16 protein-coding genes, 1 tRNA gene and 1 riboswitch are annotated in these 17,505 nt (G+C 72.7%); of the genes, 8 read left to right on the forward strand and 9 right to left on the reverse strand.

Annotated features, from left to right (window positions below; all coding sequences use genetic code 11):
- Positions 1 to 107: 107 nt before the first annotated feature.
- Complete coding sequence (locus tag DEI92_RS15165) at positions 108 to 749, forward strand: MOSC domain-containing protein (RefSeq protein ID WP_111014103.1); 642 nt, start codon at positions 108 to 110, stop codon at positions 747 to 749.
- Between the two features lie 95 nt (positions 750 to 844).
- Here the strand turns inward: DEI92_RS15165 and DEI92_RS15170 are convergent, their stop codons facing one another.
- A complete protein-coding gene (locus tag DEI92_RS15170; protein ID WP_111011621.1) occupies positions 845 to 1,258 on the reverse strand; it encodes an MmcQ/YjbR family DNA-binding protein in 414 nt (137 codons plus the stop codon).
- 524 nt (positions 1,259 to 1,782) lie between these two features.
- Between DEI92_RS15170 and DEI92_RS15175 the strand changes: the two genes are divergently transcribed.
- Positions 1,783 to 2,724, forward strand: a complete 942-nt coding sequence (locus DEI92_RS15175) for a glycyl-tRNA synthetase (RefSeq protein WP_111014104.1) — start codon at positions 1,783 to 1,785, stop codon at positions 2,722 to 2,724.
- Between the two features lie 181 nt (positions 2,725 to 2,905).
- On the opposite strand, the gene epsC is transcribed toward DEI92_RS15175, so the two are convergent.
- Genes epsC through cysK form a run of 3 tightly spaced genes read right to left on the reverse strand, consistent with a single transcriptional unit; the run spans position 2,906 to position 4,734 of the window.
- The gene (gene epsC, locus DEI92_RS15180) at positions 2,906 to 3,412 is read right to left on the reverse strand and encodes a serine O-acetyltransferase EpsC (RefSeq protein ID WP_258370234.1); all 507 of its coding nucleotides are present in this window, start codon (positions 3,410 to 3,412) and stop codon (positions 2,906 to 2,908) included.
- Between the two features lie 17 nt (positions 3,413 to 3,429).
- Positions 3,430 to 3,747: a hypothetical protein gene (locus tag DEI92_RS16615; protein ID WP_181434972.1), complete on the reverse strand. Its 318-nt coding sequence runs from the start codon at positions 3,745 to 3,747 to the stop codon at positions 3,430 to 3,432.
- A gap of 48 nt (positions 3,748 to 3,795) precedes the next feature.
- Positions 3,796 to 4,734, reverse strand: coding sequence for a cysteine synthase A (cysK, locus tag DEI92_RS15190; RefSeq protein WP_111014105.1), 939 nt, complete (start codon positions 4,732 to 4,734; stop codon positions 3,796 to 3,798).
- Between the two features lie 175 nt (positions 4,735 to 4,909).
- Here cysK and DEI92_RS15195 point away from each other — a divergent pair.
- The 3 genes from DEI92_RS15195 to DEI92_RS15205 all read left to right on the forward strand — a co-directional run bounded on the left by DEI92_RS15195 (position 4,910) and on the right by DEI92_RS15205 (position 6,347).
- A tRNA-His gene (locus DEI92_RS15195) sits at positions 4,910 to 4,982 on the forward strand.
- A gap of 224 nt (positions 4,983 to 5,206) precedes the next feature.
- Positions 5,207 to 5,947, forward strand: a complete 741-nt coding sequence (locus DEI92_RS15200; protein WP_111014106.1) for a TetR family transcriptional regulator C-terminal domain-containing protein — start codon at positions 5,207 to 5,209, stop codon at positions 5,945 to 5,947.
- A gap of 55 nt (positions 5,948 to 6,002) precedes the next feature.
- Positions 6,003 to 6,347, forward strand: coding sequence for a metallopeptidase family protein (locus DEI92_RS15205; RefSeq protein ID WP_111014107.1), 345 nt, complete (start codon positions 6,003 to 6,005; stop codon positions 6,345 to 6,347).
- Here DEI92_RS15205 and DEI92_RS15210 read toward each other — a convergent pair.
- From DEI92_RS15210 to DEI92_RS15230, 5 genes are all read right to left on the reverse strand, one after another.
- On the reverse strand, positions 6,302 to 7,048 hold the full coding sequence (locus DEI92_RS15210) for an ATP-binding protein (RefSeq protein ID WP_258370235.1): 747 nt from the start codon (positions 7,046 to 7,048) through the stop codon (positions 6,302 to 6,304). The two genes, DEI92_RS15205 and DEI92_RS15210, sit on opposite strands and share 46 nt — an antisense overlap.
- Positions 7,041 to 7,832 (reverse strand): energy-coupling factor transporter transmembrane protein EcfT, encoded by a 792-nt coding sequence (locus DEI92_RS15215; protein WP_258370236.1) that lies wholly within the window; start codon positions 7,830 to 7,832, stop codon positions 7,041 to 7,043. Before DEI92_RS15215 ends, DEI92_RS15210 begins: the two co-directional genes overlap by 8 nt.
- Positions 7,829 to 9,343, reverse strand: a complete 1,515-nt coding sequence (locus DEI92_RS15220) for an ABC transporter ATP-binding protein (RefSeq protein ID WP_111014108.1) — start codon at positions 9,341 to 9,343, stop codon at positions 7,829 to 7,831. The genes DEI92_RS15215 and DEI92_RS15220 overlap by 4 nt, the downstream gene beginning before the upstream one ends.
- Positions 9,343 to 10,110 carry an ECF transporter S component gene (locus DEI92_RS15225; protein ID WP_258370237.1) on the reverse strand — a complete coding sequence of 256 codons (768 nt, stop codon included), beginning with the start codon at positions 10,108 to 10,110 and terminating at the stop codon, positions 9,343 to 9,345. Before DEI92_RS15225 ends, DEI92_RS15220 begins: the two co-directional genes overlap by 1 nt.
- Positions 10,103 to 10,212: riboswitch (TPP riboswitch) on the reverse strand. (Overlaps the previous gene by 8 nt.)
- Before the next feature lie 82 nt (positions 10,213 to 10,294).
- Positions 10,295 to 10,618, reverse strand: a complete 324-nt coding sequence (locus tag DEI92_RS15230; RefSeq protein WP_111011631.1) for a hypothetical protein — start codon at positions 10,616 to 10,618, stop codon at positions 10,295 to 10,297.
- A gap of 157 nt (positions 10,619 to 10,775) precedes the next feature.
- On the opposite strand from DEI92_RS15230, the gene glgX reads away from it, so the two are divergent.
- The 3 genes from glgX to treZ are packed head-to-tail and all read left to right on the forward strand — an operon-like array spanning position 10,776 to position 17,262.
- The gene (gene glgX / locus DEI92_RS15235; RefSeq protein WP_111014109.1) at positions 10,776 to 13,049 is read left to right on the forward strand and encodes a glycogen debranching protein GlgX; all 2,274 of its coding nucleotides are present in this window, start codon (positions 10,776 to 10,778) and stop codon (positions 13,047 to 13,049) included.
- Positions 13,046 to 15,478, forward strand: coding sequence for a malto-oligosyltrehalose synthase (treY, locus tag DEI92_RS15240; protein WP_258370238.1), 2,433 nt, complete (start codon positions 13,046 to 13,048; stop codon positions 15,476 to 15,478). The genes glgX and treY overlap by 4 nt, the downstream gene beginning before the upstream one ends.
- Positions 15,475 to 17,262 (forward strand): malto-oligosyltrehalose trehalohydrolase, encoded by a 1,788-nt coding sequence (gene treZ, locus DEI92_RS15245; RefSeq protein ID WP_111014110.1) that lies wholly within the window; start codon positions 15,475 to 15,477, stop codon positions 17,260 to 17,262. The genes treY and treZ overlap by 4 nt, the downstream gene beginning before the upstream one ends.
- The last annotated feature ends 243 nt before the right edge of the window (positions 17,263 to 17,505 follow it).

Raw genomic sequence — 17,505 nt, forward strand, 5'->3', positions numbered from 1 at the left:
CACAGCCACGCTCGCTCTGTCCGCAGCGTCGACAACGCCCGCCCTGCCGGCGGTGTCGGCAACGCCGCGAGGTTGATCGTGAGCCCGGATGGCGGAACGATGGCGACATGCCCTTCGTCACGGCCGTCTGCCGCGTGCACCAGCTCATCCCGGACTCCGGGACGGTCGGCGTGACCGCGATCGACAAGCGGCCGGTGACCGATCCGTTGCGGGTGCGTCCACTCGGCCTCCACGGCGACGTCCAGGCGAACCGCAAGCACCACGGCGGCGAAGACCAGGCCGTCTACGCGTACGCGGACGAGGACGCGGCCTACTTCAGTACGGTGCTCGGGCGTCCGGTGGAGCCTGGCCTGTTCGGTGAGAACCTCCGGACGAGCGGGATCGAGGTCAGCACCGCTGTGGTCGGCGAGCGCTGGCGGGTCGGCGATGGTCTCGTGCTCGAGGTGACGCTGCCGCGGGTCCCGTGCGCGACGTTCGCTCGCCGCATGAAGGTGGACAAGTGGGTGAGGACCTTCACGGACGCCAACCGCACCGGCGCCTACCTGCGCGTGGTCCGGTCCGGAGCCGTCCAAGCCGGTGATCGGATCGAGCGCTTCGACCGGCCTGCACACGGCATCACGGTCGCGGATGTGTTCGCCGGCCTCGGGCGGGATCAAGCGGTCGTGCTCCTCGAGGGCGGCCGCGGGCTCCCGTACAAGATCGAGGCGGTCGCCCGGAAGGTGCTCTCGGGGGTCCCGGCCTCGCTCTGACGTGCGGTCATGACGGCACGGTCACGACGGCACAGTCACGAACGCACGGAGGACCCGCCCGCCCGCTCGGGACCCGACGCCCCACGTGACTCGGTTCATCCCGCGCTGTCGGGAGCTGGCCGCGAGTCGCCGACGTCCCCGCGGCGCCAGGGATCCAGCGGCCGCCGATGCCGAGGCAACCCGGCGACCACGAGGTCGTACGAGTTGCCGACCAGATCCTCCACCAGGACCTCGTCGACCCCCGCACCCGGCGCGACCGTGATCCAGTGCTGCTTGTTCAAGTGGTACCCGGGCGTGATCTCCGGATGATCCCGAACGAGCGCCGCTGCGTGTGGCGGCCGGCATTTCAGGGAGACGATCGGAGTGCCGCGGAGCTCGCTGACGATGGCGAACACCTTGCCGACGACCTTGAAGACCTCAGCTCCCTCGCCGAACGGCTGCCCCTGCGTCACGGCCGGCAGCCCCGCGGCGACGCGCAATGCCGTCGCGTGCAGTCCGGGCCCGTCCATGCCCCGACCCTGCCGCACACCACCGACGCTGGCCCGGCCCTTCGCGACGTTCCTCCATCGCTCACCCGCGCTCTGGAGTCGCACGCCCCGCCTGCTCGCGCCGTCTCCCGCCGGACCGGCCGACGCCCCCGGACACTGTGCCCGCCCGTCACACCGTCCCCGCGTGCCCACACAACGGCCGCCACCACCCCGCCCCGCCGCCATCGCCGCTCGCCCCGCCGGCATCGCCGCTCGCCCTGCCGGCGGCCCGGCCGGGCCGCGAGCCAGCCGGCCAGCCGGGCCGCGAGTCAGCCGGCCAGCCGACCACCCGGCCAGCTGGCCAGCCCGCCAGCCGATCTCATCGTCGACAAGTCAGGAAAACGGCCTCCAGACCGCCGGAACGGCCGGAACCGGGAGGCCCGTTCCTGAGCGAGCAACGAAGCCCGCGCTCTGTGCCCCCTCCACAGCATGGTCGACACGGCGGTCATCCCCGGGTTCCTCCGGGAGCGAGCACGAAGCCGAGGCGACCCGGCACCATCGACGAGATGAACCACGTCCAACACCTCGTCTCCGCGGCGGGCGGGCTCCTGCACCGACGCGACCTGGTCGGCGCAGGAGTGCGCGACCGACAGTTGACCGCTGCCGTCAGGACCGGCACCGTCCGCCGCCCGCGCCGCGGGTGGTACTCGACCTGGGCGCCCGAGGACCCACGGTTCGTCGCCGTCCGCGTCGGGGGCCGGCTCACCGGTTTCATCGCACTGGCCCCGCTGCTGCCATGGAGCGCTGACGGGCGCCGCACACCGGCGCCGATCACGGTCTCCGTTCCGCGGAACGCCGCCCGTCTCCGGCCCCGACGTGGTGTCCGCGTCGTGTACGACCCGCCGCGGGTGCAGGACCGCGGCTCGGAGTGGGCAGTCCATCCTCGTGACGCACTCGCCCGCGCGATCGTGGACGCTCCGTTCGACGAGGCCGTCGCACTGCTCGACTGGGCCATGCACTCCGGCGCACTGACGCGCGGCGACGTCCTGGCCGCGGTCGGCTCGCTCCCGGAAGACGCTCGCGGCGTCCTCGACTGGGCGGATCCCCGCTGCGACAGTTACCCGGAGAGCATCGCCAGGACCAGACTCCGCCGAGCGGGCCACGCCGTCCGTCCCCAACTCCCTCTCCCGACCGGCGAACGCGTCGACCTCCTCGTCAACGGTGCTGTCGCACTCGAGATCGACGGTCGTGCCTTCCACGAGGCCACGTTCGAGCGAGACCGGCGGAAGGACCTCACGATCGCCGCGTCAGGTCTGGTCCCGCTTCGGGTGTCCGCGCGGATGATCCCGACGCTCTGGCCGCAAGTGGTCGCCGCCGTCGAGCGAGCCTCGAGGACGCGCTCGCACGGGCGCCGTTCAGCATGGGTGCGCGCGGTGCGGGAGACCCCCGGTGCTCGGCGACGGTGGCACCTCCGCCGCAGCGGTCCCCGCCCCGCACCCACCTGGTAGCCGCGATACCGAGCCCCGGTAGACGGAGGGCCGGCACGATCGGGTGCGCGCGAGGCACCGTGTGAGCGTGTTCGCCGCCTCACGGCCCATCCCGTCGCTCACGCAGCCCTTCCCTCGCCAGCTGCACTGCAATCACCTGCCGCTGGGCGGAACCCGCTCCCGGCCGCGAGCAGCCAGCCCGTCAGCGCCGACGCGGACGCGCGACGCCGGGTTGGCCCGTGACCAGCGAGCCGGGAGGCACGTCGTGCGTCACGACCGTTCCCGCACCCACCACCGAATCAGACCCGACGGTGATCGAACCGAGGACCACCGCGCCCGCACCGAGCATCACTCGGTCGCCGATGCGCGGGTGCCGTTGCCCCTGGCCGCCGCCCTTCCCGCCGAGGGTGACGCCGTGGTACATCAGTACATCGTCGCCGATGACCGCCGTCTCGCCGATCACCACTCCCATCCCGTGGTCGATGAAGAACCGCCGACCGATGCGCGCACCCGGATGGATCTCGATCCCGGTGGCCGTTCGCACCATCTGCGACAGCAGCCGGGCCCCGAAACGCGATCCGGGCAGACCGCGAGCTCGCCACAGGCGCCGCGCGATCCGGTACCCCCACACGGCGTGGAGGCCCGAGTACAGCACCGCGACCTCACCGTCGGCGCGCGCCGCGGGGTCGTTGCGCCGGGCGGTGGCCACGTCCTCGCGCAGACGATTCAGGATGCCGACGCGGGTCCGAGAGCCGGAGGCCCGGGGAAGCACCCCGTTTCCTGAATCGTCAACGGCGACGCCCGGGGTCTCCGCCGCTGCCTCGGGCGCCGGGACCTCGGACCGGTGTCGAGCACCGGAAGCCGCAGCACCGGAAGCACCCGCAGCGCCCGCAGCACCAGCGCCCGCACCCGCACCCGCAGCACCAGCGCCCGCAGCACCCGCACCCGCACCCGCAGCGCCCGCAGCACCCGCAGCACCAGCACCAGCACCCGCACCAGCACCAGCACCAGCACCAGCACCCGCAGCACCAACCGCAGACGCACCCCGAGCCACGGACCCGCCGCGCCGAACGACGCCTCCGGGACGGTCAGTCACGCAACCAGGTCCTGGAACAGCACGGTCGACAGGTACCGCTCGCCGGTGTCGCACACCATCGCGACGATGCGCTTGCCGGCGTTCTCGGGCCGGGCGGCGATCTCGATCGCAGCGTGGATGATGGCGCCGGACGAGATGCCCGCGAGGATGCCCTCATCCGTGGCGAGGGCACGGGCCACGCGCAGGGCGTCGTCGAGCTCGACGTCGAACACCTCGTCGATCACGGAGCGGTCGAGCACCTCGGGGATGAAGTTCGCGCCCATCCCCTGGATCTTGTGCGGCCCCGCGGTCCCCTTGGTGAGCAGTGGGGAGTCCGCCGGCTCGACGGCGACGATCTGCACGCCCGGCACCTGCTCCTTGAGCACGTTCCCGACGCCGGTAATCGTCCCGCCGGTGCCGACGCCCGCGACGAAGACGTCGACCTTGCCGTCGGTGTCGCGGAGGACCTCCTGTGCGGTGGTCCGCCGGTGGATCGCGGCGTTCGCGGCCGTCTCGAACTGGTGCGCGAGGACGGCTCCCGGGGTCTCGTCGACGATCTGGGCGGCGCGAGCGACGGCGCCCTTCATGCCCTCCGACCCGGGGGTGAGCACGATCTCGGCACCGTAGGCACGCATGACGGCGCGACGCTCGATGCTCATGGTGTCCGGCATCGTGATGACGACCCGGTAGCCGCGCGCTGCTCCCATGAGTGCGAGGGCGATGCCGGTGTTGCCGCTCGACCCCTCGACGATCGTGCCGCCGGGCTGCAGGTCGCCGGCTTCCTCGGCGGCGTCGATGATCGCCACACCGAGTCGGTCCTTGATGCTCGCACCGGGGTTGTAGAACTCGAGCTTCGCGAGCACCTCGGCGCTGCCGGGACGGGGCAACCGGTTGAGGCGGACCAGGGGCGTGTTGCCGAACGCCTGGGTGATGTCGTCGTGGATCGTGCCCGTCATTGCCAGTCCCGTCGTGGTCGTGCTCGTCGCCGCATCCCTCGCAGGCGCGGGCCGAGGCCGATTCTATGCGCGCGACCCGGCCGGATGACGGGCGCGACCCGCAGGCGGTGGTTCGCCGGGCCTCCCGTGTGTACTACAATCGGTGAGCCGCGTTCCACGCCCCGGACGCGACATGGTGGGTATAGCTCAGCTGGTAGAGCGCCTGGTTGTGGTCTAGGAGGTCGCGGGTTCGAGCCCCGTTACTCACCCCGAGAACGAAGCGGATGGCCGCGGTGGTCCACACCGGTCATCCGCTTCGTCGTTGGAGGACCGTGGTCGCGTGAGCGCACCGCGCAGCGGTACTCGACGGACGTCGCGGAACCGGCGCAGCCGCCCCAGTTCTGGGCCTGGCGGCGACCGCGCGGAGGCGCTCGAATGGGAGCACGAGCGGAGCCGTCCGGAGGCGTCCGCCCGGCGACACCGCGAGGAGCCCGTGACCGACATCCAGAGCCACCTGCACCTGCCGCTCGGGACGCTGCGTAGCAAGACGCACGACACCGACGAGTTCGGCACGGACGAACCCGGCAGCCGCGGCACCGACCAGCACACGGCCTCCGACGCCGCGCAGGCCGACCGGCAGATCGCCGCCGACTCGCGGGTCCAGATCATCGACGGCATGATCCGCGTCCTCCAGACGACGGCCTTCCACGAGGTGACGGCCGAGGCGGTCGCCGCCGAGGCGGGCCTGACGCTCGAGGCGCTGCGCCACCACTTCCCGTCCTGGGACGGTCTGGTCCTGGCCACGCTCGACCGGTGGAACAGCGCACGGATGACCCCGCTCCTCCCGACCGCGCGGTCGCACGGCACGATCCGGCTCGTGCGGGCGATCATGGCGGACAACGCGGCGGAGCCGTCGCTCATGCGGTTCCTCGTCGCGCTCCTCAGCATCGCGGCGACGCCGGGCCACGCGCTCGCGCCGATGCTGCAGCACCGCTACCGGCAGTTCCACCTGGTGATCCAGCAGAGCCTCGTGGACGACATCGAGGCGGGCCGTGAACCGCAGACGATGCAGCCGGCTCGCGGCGCGGAGCAGCTCATCGCGCTCTACGAGGGCCTGCAGCTCCAGGCCATGGTCCGCCCGAGCATCGACCTGCTCGGCGCGTTCGACCGCGCGATCACCCGCATGCGCGACGGGTGGGGACGACGGTACGTCGCACCCGTCTGGGAGGCGTGACCGCGCGTCCCCGACGCATGCACGGTCCTGCTCCCCGTGCGACGATCGTGCCGTGATGGAGATGTCGCCCGAGCGGTTCGAGGACCTCGTCGTCGACGAGCTCGACCGGCTCCCCGACGAGATGGTGGACGGGCTGGAGAACGTGGCGTTCGTCGTCGAGGACGCCGCCGAGGACGGGGAGGACCTCCTCGGCCGCTACGACGGGGTCGCGGTGACCGAGCGGGACCGGTACGGGTTCGGGGAGCTCCCGGACCGGGTCGTCGTGTTCCGGCTCGCGCATCTGGCGTCCTGTGACACCGAGCAGCAGCTCCGCGACGAGGTGCACACGACCCTCGTCCACGAGATCGCGCACTGCTACGGCATCGACGACGATCGGCTGCACGAGCTCGGCTGGGACTGACCCGCGTCGGGCTCGGCGATCCGGAGCACGACGTCAGCGTGCTCCCGTGGCTGCTCCTCGGCGATGAACGCGGCCTCCTGCGCGGCCCACCGGTCCCACTCCCGCGCGAAGACCGGGCCGTCGCGGTCGAGTGCCCGACGGCGGCGCGCGTCGTCCTCGCCGTCCAGCCAGATCCGGAACGTCGCCATGCCCGACGCGGCCCGGGACAGCGCGCCGCACCCCTCGACGACGAGGTCCTGGTCGGGTGCGACCGACACCCATCCGGCCGGGAGGCCCGCCGCCCAGTCCCACCGCCGCCATCCCGGGCGTCCGGTCGCGTCCGGCGGCGCGAGCACGTCCCGCACCACGGCGTCGGCGGCGGCCCGGAGTCCGTCCCAGCCGGGGTAGACGTCGTCGAGGTGGACGACCTGCGCGGGCACGGCTGCGGCGAGCTGGTCCGCGAGCGTCGTCTTGCCGGTGCCGGACCGTCCGTCGACGAGGACGACCACGCGCGGTGCCGGAGCCGTGCGCCCGGCACTCGCGCGGGTGGCACCGGTGGCGACACCGCTGCCTGCGGCACGGATGCGGTCGGCGAGGGCGCGGACGTCCACCGGGCGCCCCTCGGCGTCGACGAAGCGAGCGGTCGCCGGGACCCCGGCACCCGGCGCGGGCCACGCGGCACCGGCACCCAGCGGCGCGCGGGCGTCCCGGCCCTCACACACGGTGCCAGGTCCCCGCCACGACGGCGGCGGCGATCGCGACGAGGCCGACCGCGGTGCACACGAGGACCATCGCCCACTCCGCTCCCCCGAACCGGACCGGCCGGGCCCAGGTGCGCCGGACGGGGGCACCGAAGCCGCGCGACTCCATGGCGACGGCGAGCGTCGTCGCACGGCGCAGGGCGAGCACGAGCAGGGCGAACGCCATCGACGCGCCACGCCGCACCCGGCCGCGGTCGGCGATGCCCCGGGCACGTCGTGCCATGGCGAGTTGCCGCCAGTCCTCGCGCATCAGGGTCGTCATCCGCACGGCGGCGAGCGCGCCGAGCACGAACCGCGCGGGCAGGTGCAGGACCTGCGCCAGGCCGTCGGCGAGGTCCGTCGGGTCGACGCGTGCGAACAGCGCGACCGCGGGTAGCCCGATGGCGAGCAGCCGCAGCACGGTGGCGATCGCCAGCACCAGCGAGCCGTCCGTGACGTGGGCGAACCCGAGGTCGAACCAGGTGCGGCCCGATGCGCGTCCGTAGAGCGCGATGCTCACCCCTGCCACGGGTGCCGCGACGAGGACCGGTGCGGCGCGGAGGAGCAGCGACCGCACGGGCACCCGGACGATCGGCAGGAGCACGAGTTCGAGGCCGAGCGCCACCGCGGCCGACACGACGTCGAGGGTCGTCACGAGGCACACGGCCAGGGCGACGCCCCCGAGCAGCGAGGCCACGGGGGCGACGCGGTCGAGGGGCCCCCGGTCGTACCGCTCGGCGGTCGGCGGTCCGTCGAGCGCGATCACGCGGCACCTGCTTCCACGCGCACTGGTGCGAGCCGGAGTTCGTCGGCGCCGAGCGCGCCGAGCAGCGCCGCGTCGTGGGTCACGGCGACGATGCCGGACCCGGCGTCCGCCAGCTCCGTGAGCCGGTCGACGATCGCCTGCCAGGTCGCGCGGTCCTGGCCGGACGTCGGTTCGTCGAGGACGACGACGGGCGGCCGCGCCACGATCGCGGTACCGATCGCGAGTCGGCGCTGCTCGCCTCCCGAGAGCGTGAACGGGTTCGCGTCCGCGAGGGCGTCGAGGCCGAACGCCGCGAGCACCGCGTCGACGCGCTCGTCGGCGGTGTGGCGGTCGAGCCCGGTGGCGACCGGTCCGACGGCGAGTTCCTCGCGGACGCTGCGGGCCACGAACTGGTGGCCGGGGTCCTGGAGGACCGTCCCCACCCGGGCGGCGAGGTCGCGGCTCGACCACCGGGAGGGCGCCGGCCCCGCACCGGCCGCGAGTGCGTCGGACGCCGCGAGGACGCCGCCGGCCGGCGGGAACAGCCCCGCGAGCGTCAGGCCGAGGGTGGACTTGCCGACACCGTTCGGTCCGGTCACCCCGAGCACGCGGCCGGTGCGGACCTCGGTGTCGATGTCGTGGCCGACGGGGCTGCGACGCCCTCGAGCCGTCGCGAGCCCCGAGGCCCGGAGCAGCAGCTCCCCACCGGTCCGGAGCGGACGTGGGTCGGGTTCCGCGCCCGGCACCCAGACGCCCGCTGCGGTGAGCGCCCTGCCGTGCCGGGCGAGCACCTCCTCCGGCGCCCCGTCGGCCGCGATCCCACCGCCGGGCGTGAGCAGCACGAGCCGGTCGACGAGGTCGAGCCAGGTGCCGATGCGGTGCTCCACGACGAGGAGGGTGGCCCCGGTGGCCACGAGGACGTCGCGAACGGCGTCGTGGACCTGCCGCACGCCGTCGGGGTCGAGGTTCGCGCAGGGTTCGTCGAGCACGAGTGCCCCGGGCCGCATCGCGAGGACCCCGGCGAGGGCGAGGCGCTGCCGCTGCCCGCCGGACATCGCCGAGGTCGAGCGGTCGAGCGGGAGGTCGAGTCCGACGAGCGCGAGTGCCTCGCGGACGCGCGGACCGATCTCGGCTCGCGGGACGCCGAGGTTCTCGGGGCCGAACGCGACGTCGTCGCCGATGCGCGACATCACGGTGTGCGCCTCGGGGTCCTGCATGACGAGCCCGACGCGGCCCCGCACGCGGCGCGGGTCCTGCCCGTCGACGAGGACGCCGCCCTCCTCGACGCCCGCGCCGACGTCACCCGGCTGCGTGCCGTCCGCGTCGTCGTCACCGAGGACCCCCGCGACGGCCCGGAGGAGCGTCGACTTGCCCGAGCCGGACGCGCCGACCACGGCGACGCGTTCCCCGGGCCGGACGTCGAGGTCGACGCCGCGCACGGCCCAGACGTCACGGTCGGGGTACCGACGCCCCCAGCCACGGAACCGGATCGCCGCGGGGCGCGTCCGTCCGTCGGTGGCGGCGGTGGGCATCAGGACCGGGAGGGGCGCTGCGGGCGGCGACGGGCCTCCCGGCCGGCAGCGAACGCACTGAGCACGCCCGTGCGGGCGAGCGCGCGGACGAGCAGCCACGATCCGCCACCGGCGATGACGCCACCCGAGATGATCGCGCAGACGATGTAGACGACCTTGAACGCGAGTGCGTACGCCGGGTACCAGAGCACCGAGTCGTTGATCCCGAGGGCGAGCCCGGCAGCGGCGCCCGCGAGGACGACGACCGGCGCTCGGTACACGCGGTAGAGGAACAGCGCGAGGACGATCTCGGCGCCGAGGCCCTGGACGAGCCCGGACACGAGCGTGAGCCAGCCGCCCCACTCGTTGCCGACGAGCGCTTCGACGCTCGCGGCGACGACCTCGCCGTAGAGCGCCGCGCCCGGCTTCCGGACGACGACGCCGACGAGCACGCCAGCGAACAGCCAGACGCCGCCGACCAGGGACTGCGACCCGGGGAGGACCAGACCGAGTCCGACGCTGATCGGGGAGTAGCCGAGGTCCCACAGTGTGAAGACGAGACCCGCCGCGACTCCGAGGACGCTCGCGACGACGATGTCGACCACGCGCCACCGGAAACGGCGACGGGAGGGCTGCCGGGCTCCGTCGGTGACAGCGGCGCTGCCGCTCTGGAGGGCCGGGTCGGCTGGACGGTCGGCGGGGCCGGTCGCGGCGGGGCCGGTCGCGGCGGGGCCGGTCGCGGCGGGGCCGGTCGCGGTGGGCATGGGCGTGGACGCGCGCTCGCGCATGGTGACTCCTCCCTGCGCCGGCATGACCCGGATCAGGTTCGACGGTCGGAGCGCCGTTCGCTCCCTCTCAGCCCGCAGGTCGCGGACTCCCGTGTGTGTGGCCCCGAGTATAGGCGCGGTGGGCCACGTCCCCACGCATGGATCCGTGGCCGGGCAGGAGGCCCGGTCCCGCGCCTCCCGTCCGCTACTTCTTGAGGGCGCGCACCAGCTTGCGCAGGACCGTGCCGACGGTCCACGCGAACGGCGTCGCGACCGCGAGCAGGGCGATGATGTTCGGCTCGAACACGAGCGCACGACCGGGGCGGCGGACGTACGCACCGACGGGGATCGACGCGCTGCCGCCCCCGCCACCGCCGTTCTCGTCCTGGTCACCGCCGGCGCCGAAGCCGTACCACCCGATCGACACGGGCACGATGGTGGCGTCACCGACCTCGATCGGGTCGCCGTAGTTCGTGGCGACCCCGAGCGGGCGGACCTTGTCGGCGAGCTGCGCCGCGATGTTCGTCATGCGCGCGAGGCTACTCCCGAGCATCGGCGGGAGCACGGGCACCCCGGCCGTCCACAGGGGAACGGGACCGCCGACCGTCCACAGGCGTGGCTGCGCTCCGGACATCGCCGAGCGGTGCCGATAGGTTGGGCCGGTCATCGACCAGGAGGTCCCGCTTTTGCAGACTTGGCCCGGCAACCCCTACCCCCTCGGTGCGACGTACGACGGCAGCGGCACGAACTTCGCGATCTTCAGCGAGGCCGCCGAACGCGTCGAGCTCTGCCTCTTCGACGACGACGGCACCGAGACCCGCATCGACCTGATCGAGGTCGATGCCTACGTCTGGCACGCCTACCTGCCGAACGTCGGTCCGGGGCAGGAGTACGGATTCCGCGTGCACGGCGAGTACGCCCCGGAGCGCGGGCATCGAGCCAACCCGAACAAGCTCCTGCTCGACCCCTACGCCAAGGCGACCAGTGGAGACATCGACTGGGACCAGTCGCTGTTCTCGTACACCTTCGGCGCCCCCGACAGCCGGAACGACGAGGACTCGGCGTCGCACATGGTGAAGGGCGTGGTCATCAACCCGTTCTTCGACTGGCAGGGCGATCGACACCCGAAGGTCCCCTACGGCGAGACCGTGATCTACGAGGCCCACGTCAAGGGCCTGACGAAGACCCACCCGGACATCCCCGAGGAGCAACGGGGCACCTACGCGGGCGTCGCGCATCCAGCGGTCATCGGGCACCTCAAGCGGCTCGGGGTCACCACGCTCGAACTGATGCCCGTGCACCAGTACGTGAACGACTCGATCCTGCAGCAGAAGGGCCTCAGCAACTACTGGGGGTACAACACGATCGGGTTCTTCGCCCCGCACTCGCACTACTCCGCCAGTGGGGACCGTGGGCAGCAGGTGCAGGAGTTCAAGGCGATGGTCCGGACCCTGCACGACGCCGGGATCGAGGTCGTGCTCGACGTCGTGTACAACCACACGGCCGAGGGCAACCACCTCGGACCCACCTTGTCGTTGAAGGGCATCGACAACGCGGCGTACTACCGCCTGATGGACGACGACCAGCGGTACTACCGCGACTACACGGGAACGGGGAACTCGCTCAACGTCCGGCACCCGCACTCGCTCCAGCTCATCATGGACTCGCTCCGGTACTGGGTGACCGAGATGCACGTGGACGGCTTCCGGTTCGACCTCGCCGCCGCGCTCGCCCGCGAGTTCTACGAGGTCGACCGCCTGGCGACGTTCTTCGAACTCGTGCAACAGGACCCGATCGTGTCGCAGGTCAAGCTCATCGCGGAGCCGTGGGACGTCGGGCCCGGCGGGTACCAGGTCGGGAACTTCCCGCCGCAGTGGACCGAGTGGAACGGGCGGTACCGCGACACCGTGCGCGACTTCTGGCGAGGCGAGCCGTCGACGCTCGGTGAGTTCGCCTCGCGCATCTCCGGATCCGCCGACCTGTACGAGCACGACGGGCGCCGCCCGGTGGCCAGCATCAACTTCATCACCGCCCACGACGGCTTCACGCTGCTCGACCTGGTCTCCTACAACGACAAGCACAACCAGGCCAACGGCGAGGACAACAACGACGGCGAGAGCCACAACCGATCCTGGAACTCCGGGGTCGAGGGCCCCACCGACGACCCGGAGATCACGGCGCTCCGGCTCCAGCGACGCCGGAACTTCCTCGCGACGCTCCTGCTCAGCCAGGGCGTGCCGATGATCCTGCACGGCGATGAACTCGGGCGCACGCAGCTCGGCAACAACAACGTGTACGCGCAGGACTCGGAACTGAGCTGGATCGACTGGGCGCACGCCGACCAGGAGCTCATCGACTTCGTCGGCGAGGTCGTCCGCCTCCGGCGCCACCACCCGACGTTCCGACGGACCCGGTACTTCAACGGCCGCCCCGTGCGCCGCGGGCAGGACGAGCCGCTGCCGGACATCGTCTGGCTCACCCCGGAAGGCGACGCGATGCAGCCGGAGGAGTGGGACTCCGGCTTCGGCAAGAGCGTCGGGGTGTTCCTCAACGGCGACGGCATCCGCGGCCGTGACGCCCGCGGCGGACGCGTCACCGACGTCAACTTCCTCATGTACTTCAACGCCCACTCCGAGACCGTCACGTTCACGGTGCCGTCCGACGAGTACGCCCACGCGTGGAAGATCCGGATCGACACGGCCGACCCGGGCGAGAAGGGCGACATCGTCGCCGCCGGAGAGCCGCTCGACGTGCCGGCGCGCTCGATGCTCGTGCTCCGCGCGGAACCCCCGCAGGAGCCGACGAGTACACCGGTGTCGACGACCACCACGAGCGCTCCGACCGCGACCCCGACCGCCCCCGACGGCGTCGACACCGCGACGGAGGCCATGACCGCCACCCCGCCGGGCACCCCGCGCCCGGCACCGACCGCCGATGCCGGCAAGGGAGACCCGACGTGACCTCGACCCACAACGAGCAGGCAGCGGTGCCCGCTCGCCGTCCGGGAGGCGCGCGTCGCGTCCCGGACTCCACCTACCGCCTCCAGGTGACCGCCGACTTCGACCTGACGGCCGCCGCCGAGGTCGTCGACTACATCGCCGCGCTCGGTGCCGACTGGGTCTACCTGTCCCCGGTCCTCCAGGCCGAAGCGGGGTCCAGCCACGGCTACGACGTCGTCGACCACTCCCGGATCGACGTGTCCCGCGGCGGCGACGACGCGTTCCGCGCACTGACGACCGCTGCGCACGCGGCCGGGCTCGGGGTCCTCGTCGACATCGTGCCGAACCACATGGGCGTCGCGGACCCGGCGTCGAACCCCTGGTGGGAAGACCTGCTGACCCACGGGCGGGACTCCGCGGTGGCCGACGCGTTCGACGTCGACTGGGCCGCGGGTGGCGGACGCATCCGCGTGCCCGTGCTCGACTACGACCTCGAGAACAGCACCGAGGACGGCCTGGACGCCATCACGCTCGAGGGCGACAAGCTCATGGTCGGGACGACCGCCTACCCGACCGCCCCGGGGACCGTGAACCCGGGCGACGATGTGCGCAGCGTCCACGACCGCCAGCACTACGAGTTCGTGCACTGGCGTCGCGCCGACCACGACCTCAACTACCGCCGGTTCTTCGCCGTGAACACCCTCGCCGCGATCCGGGTCGAGGAGCCCGAGGTGTTCACCGCCTCGCACGGCCTCATCGGGCAGTGGTTCCGCGACGGTCAGGTCGACGGTCTCCGCATCGACCACCCGGACGGCCTGTACGACCCGGCGGGGTACCTCGACGACCTGGCCGAGTTGACCGGCGGGGCGTACACCCTCGTCGAGAAGATCCTCGAGCCCGGCGAGGAGCTGCCCGCCTCGTGGCCCGTCGACGGCACGACGGGCTACGACGCCCTCGGGTACGTCGACCGCCTGTTCGTCGACCCGGCCGGCGCGGAGCCGCTCGGCGCGCTCGACTCGCGGCTGCGCGGCGAACGGGACGCCTTCCGGTGGGACCTCCTGACGCACGGCACCCGGCGCGACGTGACCGACGGCATCCTCGGCAGCGAGGTCGCCCGACTGACCCGTCTCCTGGCGCCCGAGGTGCCCGACGTGGACCCTCGTGTCATCGAGGACGCCGTCGCCGAGGTCACCGCGTCGTTCGGCGTCTACCGGACCTACCTTCCGGAGGGCGCACACGACCTCGTCGAGGCCCTGGAGACCGCGTGCGAGCGCCGTCCCGACCTCGACCCCGTGATCGACCGGATCGCCCCGTTCCTCGCCGACCCCGAGCACCCGGCGGCGATCCGCCTGCAGCAGACGTCGGGGATGGTCATGGCGAAGGGCGTCGAGGACTCGGCGTTCTACCGCTACTCGCGCCTGACGAGCCTGAGCGAGGTGGGAACGGACCCGAGCGTGTTCTCCATCACGCCGACCGAGTTCCACCGCGCGCAAGAGGGTCGCCTCGCCGCCTGGCCGCACGCCATGACCACGCTCACGACCCACGACACGAAGCGGAGCGAGGACACCCGCGCCCGCATCGCGACGCTCGCCGAGCTGGGTGACGAGTGGGTCGCCGCGTTCGAGCGTCTGAACGCCCTCGCACCGCTCGAGGACGGCGTGCTCGCGAACCTCCTCTGGCAGGCGATCGTCGGCGCGCGGCCCGCCTCACGCGAGCGGCTGCACGCCTACGCCGAGAAGGCCTCGCGTGAGGCCGGGAACACCACGACCTGGACCGCCCCGAACGAGCCCATGGAGGAGCGCATGCACGCGCTCGTCGACGCCGCGTTCGACGATCCGGAGGTGGTCGCGGAGCTCGACGCGATCGACCGTCGCATCGAAGCCGCCGGCTGGTCGAACGGCCTCGGCATGAAGCTCGTGCAGCTCGCTGGCCCCGGCGTCCCGGACGTCTACCAGGGCACCGAGCTGTGGGACCGCTCCCTCGTCGACCCGGACAACCGACGACCCGTGGACTACGCCGAGCGACGACGTCTCCTCGTCGCCGTGGAGGAGGGCGCACTGCCCCCGGTCGACGCCTCCGGCGCGGCGAAGCTCCTCGTGACCTCGGCCGCCCTGCACCTGCGCCGCGACCGGCCCGAGCTCTTCACGCGCTACCTGCCGGTGCCGGCCTCGGGCGTCACCGCGGACCACGTCGTCGCGTTCGACCGCGGCGGTGCCGTGGTCGTGGCCACGCGCCTCCCGATCGGACTCGAACGGACCGGCGGCTGGGCGGACACGATGATCCACCCCGTGCCGGAGGACCGCATCGACGTCCTCACCGGCCGGACGTTCCGGGCGGGACGCGGTATCGCCGTGGCCGACCTGCTCAGCACCTACCCCGTCGCGCTCCTGGCGCCGGCGGCCAACACGACGGACGAGCCCTCGGGCGTCACGATGGAAGGCCACGCATGATCCCCGAACCGCCCGCCGGAACCGTCCGCACCGGCTCCTCGTTCCGCTCTGGACCGATCCGTGCCGGCCGGTACGAGGTGTGGGCCCCCGACGCCGACCGCGTGCGGTTGGTCGTCGATGGCACGGACCACGAACTGACCCGCGACGACCACGACTGGTGGAGCACGGATGCCGTCACGCCCGTCGTCGGCGCCCGGTACGGGTTCCGACTCGGCGACGACGACGCGGTGGTCCCCGATCCGCGCACGCTGTCGCAGCCCGACGGCGTCCACGGGCTGTCCGAGGTGATCGACCTCGACGCCTTCTCCTGGAGCGACGAGGGCTGGACCGGGCGTCCGGCCCGGGGCGCCGTGATCTACGAGATGCACGTCGGCACCTTCACTCCCGAGGGCACGCTCGACGCCGCTGCCGCCCGCCTCGAGCACCTGGTCGCGCTCGGCGTCGACCTGGTCGAGGTGCTGCCCGTCAACGCGGTGAACGGCATCTGGAACTGGGGGTACGACGGCGTCGACTGGTTCGCCGTGCACGCTCCGTACGGGGGCGCCGCCGCGTACCAGCGGTTCGTCGACCGGGCGCACGCACTCGGTCTCGGCGTCGTGCAGGACGTCGTCTACAACCACCTCGGGCCGAGCGGGAACTACCTGCCGCTGTTCGGGCCGTACCTACTCGCCGGGCTCGGCAACACCTGGGGCGACTCGGTGAACGTCGAGCAGCCCGAGGTCCGGGCGTTCGTCCTCGACAACGTCCGCATGTGGTTCCGGGACTTCCACGTCGACGGGCTCCGGCTCGACGCCGTGCACGCGATCCGCGACACCACCCGGCCGCACGTCCTGGCACAGATGGCCTCGGAGACCGACGCGTTCGCGCAGTGGATCCGGAAGCCGCTGTCCCTCATCGCCGAATCCGACCTCAACGACCCGATCATGTTCCGCCCGCGCGAGGCCCACGGCTACGGGCTGACCGGGCAGTGGTCGGACGACTTCCACCACGGTCTCCACGTCGCGCTCACGGGTGAGACCACCGGGTACTACGCCGACTTCGCACCACTCGCCGCGTTGGCGAAGGTGCTCGAGCGCGGGTTCCTGCACGACGGCACGTGGTCGTCGTTCCGAGGACGTCGTCACGGGCACCCGATCGACACCGAGACCGCGCCCACCACGGCGCTGGTCGTCGCGAACCAGAACCACGACCAGATCGGCAACCGCGCCACGGGCGACCGCCTGGCGGAGCACCTCGACGAGGCCGGTCTGGTGGTCGCCGCCGCCGTGACCCTGCTCGGGCCGTTCACGCCGATGCTGTTCATGGGCGAGGAGTTCGCCGCGTCGACGCCGTGGCAGTTCTTCACGTCGCACCCCGAGCCGGACCTCGGCATCGCGACGGCGAAGGGTCGCATCGAGGAGTTCGAGCAGATGGGGTGGGACCCGGACATCGTCCCCGACCCCCAGGACCCCGAGACGTTCCGACGGTCGAAGCTCCGGTGGGAGGAGACCCTCGAGGGGCGTGGCCGTCGCGTCCTCGATGCCTACCGGGCGTTGATCGCGCTCCGCCGCCGTGAAGAGGCCCTGGTCGACTGGCGCTTCTCGTCCAACAGCGTCCGGTTCTCCGAGGACGACCGCTGGCTGGTTCTGACGCGCTCGGACATCCACATCGTGGTGCACTTCGGGGACGCCGCTGCCTCGGTGCCCGTCGTGTCCGGCGCCGAGGTGCTCTTCGCCACGGAAGGTGCCACCGCCTCGGCCGACGGCGTGGAGTTCACCGGCCGGGGCGTCGTCGTCCTGCGCTGACCCGTCCATTCCCGGGGCGGGGCGGGGCGGGGCGGGTACGCCCCGCCCCTGCTCTGCCCGTCCGCACGTGGGGCCGGGTGCCGTCCCGTCCCCGCACCGCGCTCGGGGATGAGCACCCGGTCGCCCCGCGCCGCCCCGCTCTGCCCCTCTGCGCGTCACAAGGTCCGCACGCGCTCGCTGCCGGCGGCGCCTGCCTCCTTGCTGGCCGCGCGGCCGCCCGGTCCCCCGCCCCCTGGCCCCATG

Source organism: Curtobacterium sp. MCBD17_034 (assembly GCF_003234515.1).
Lineage (GTDB): Bacteria > Actinomycetota > Actinomycetes > Actinomycetales > Microbacteriaceae > Curtobacterium.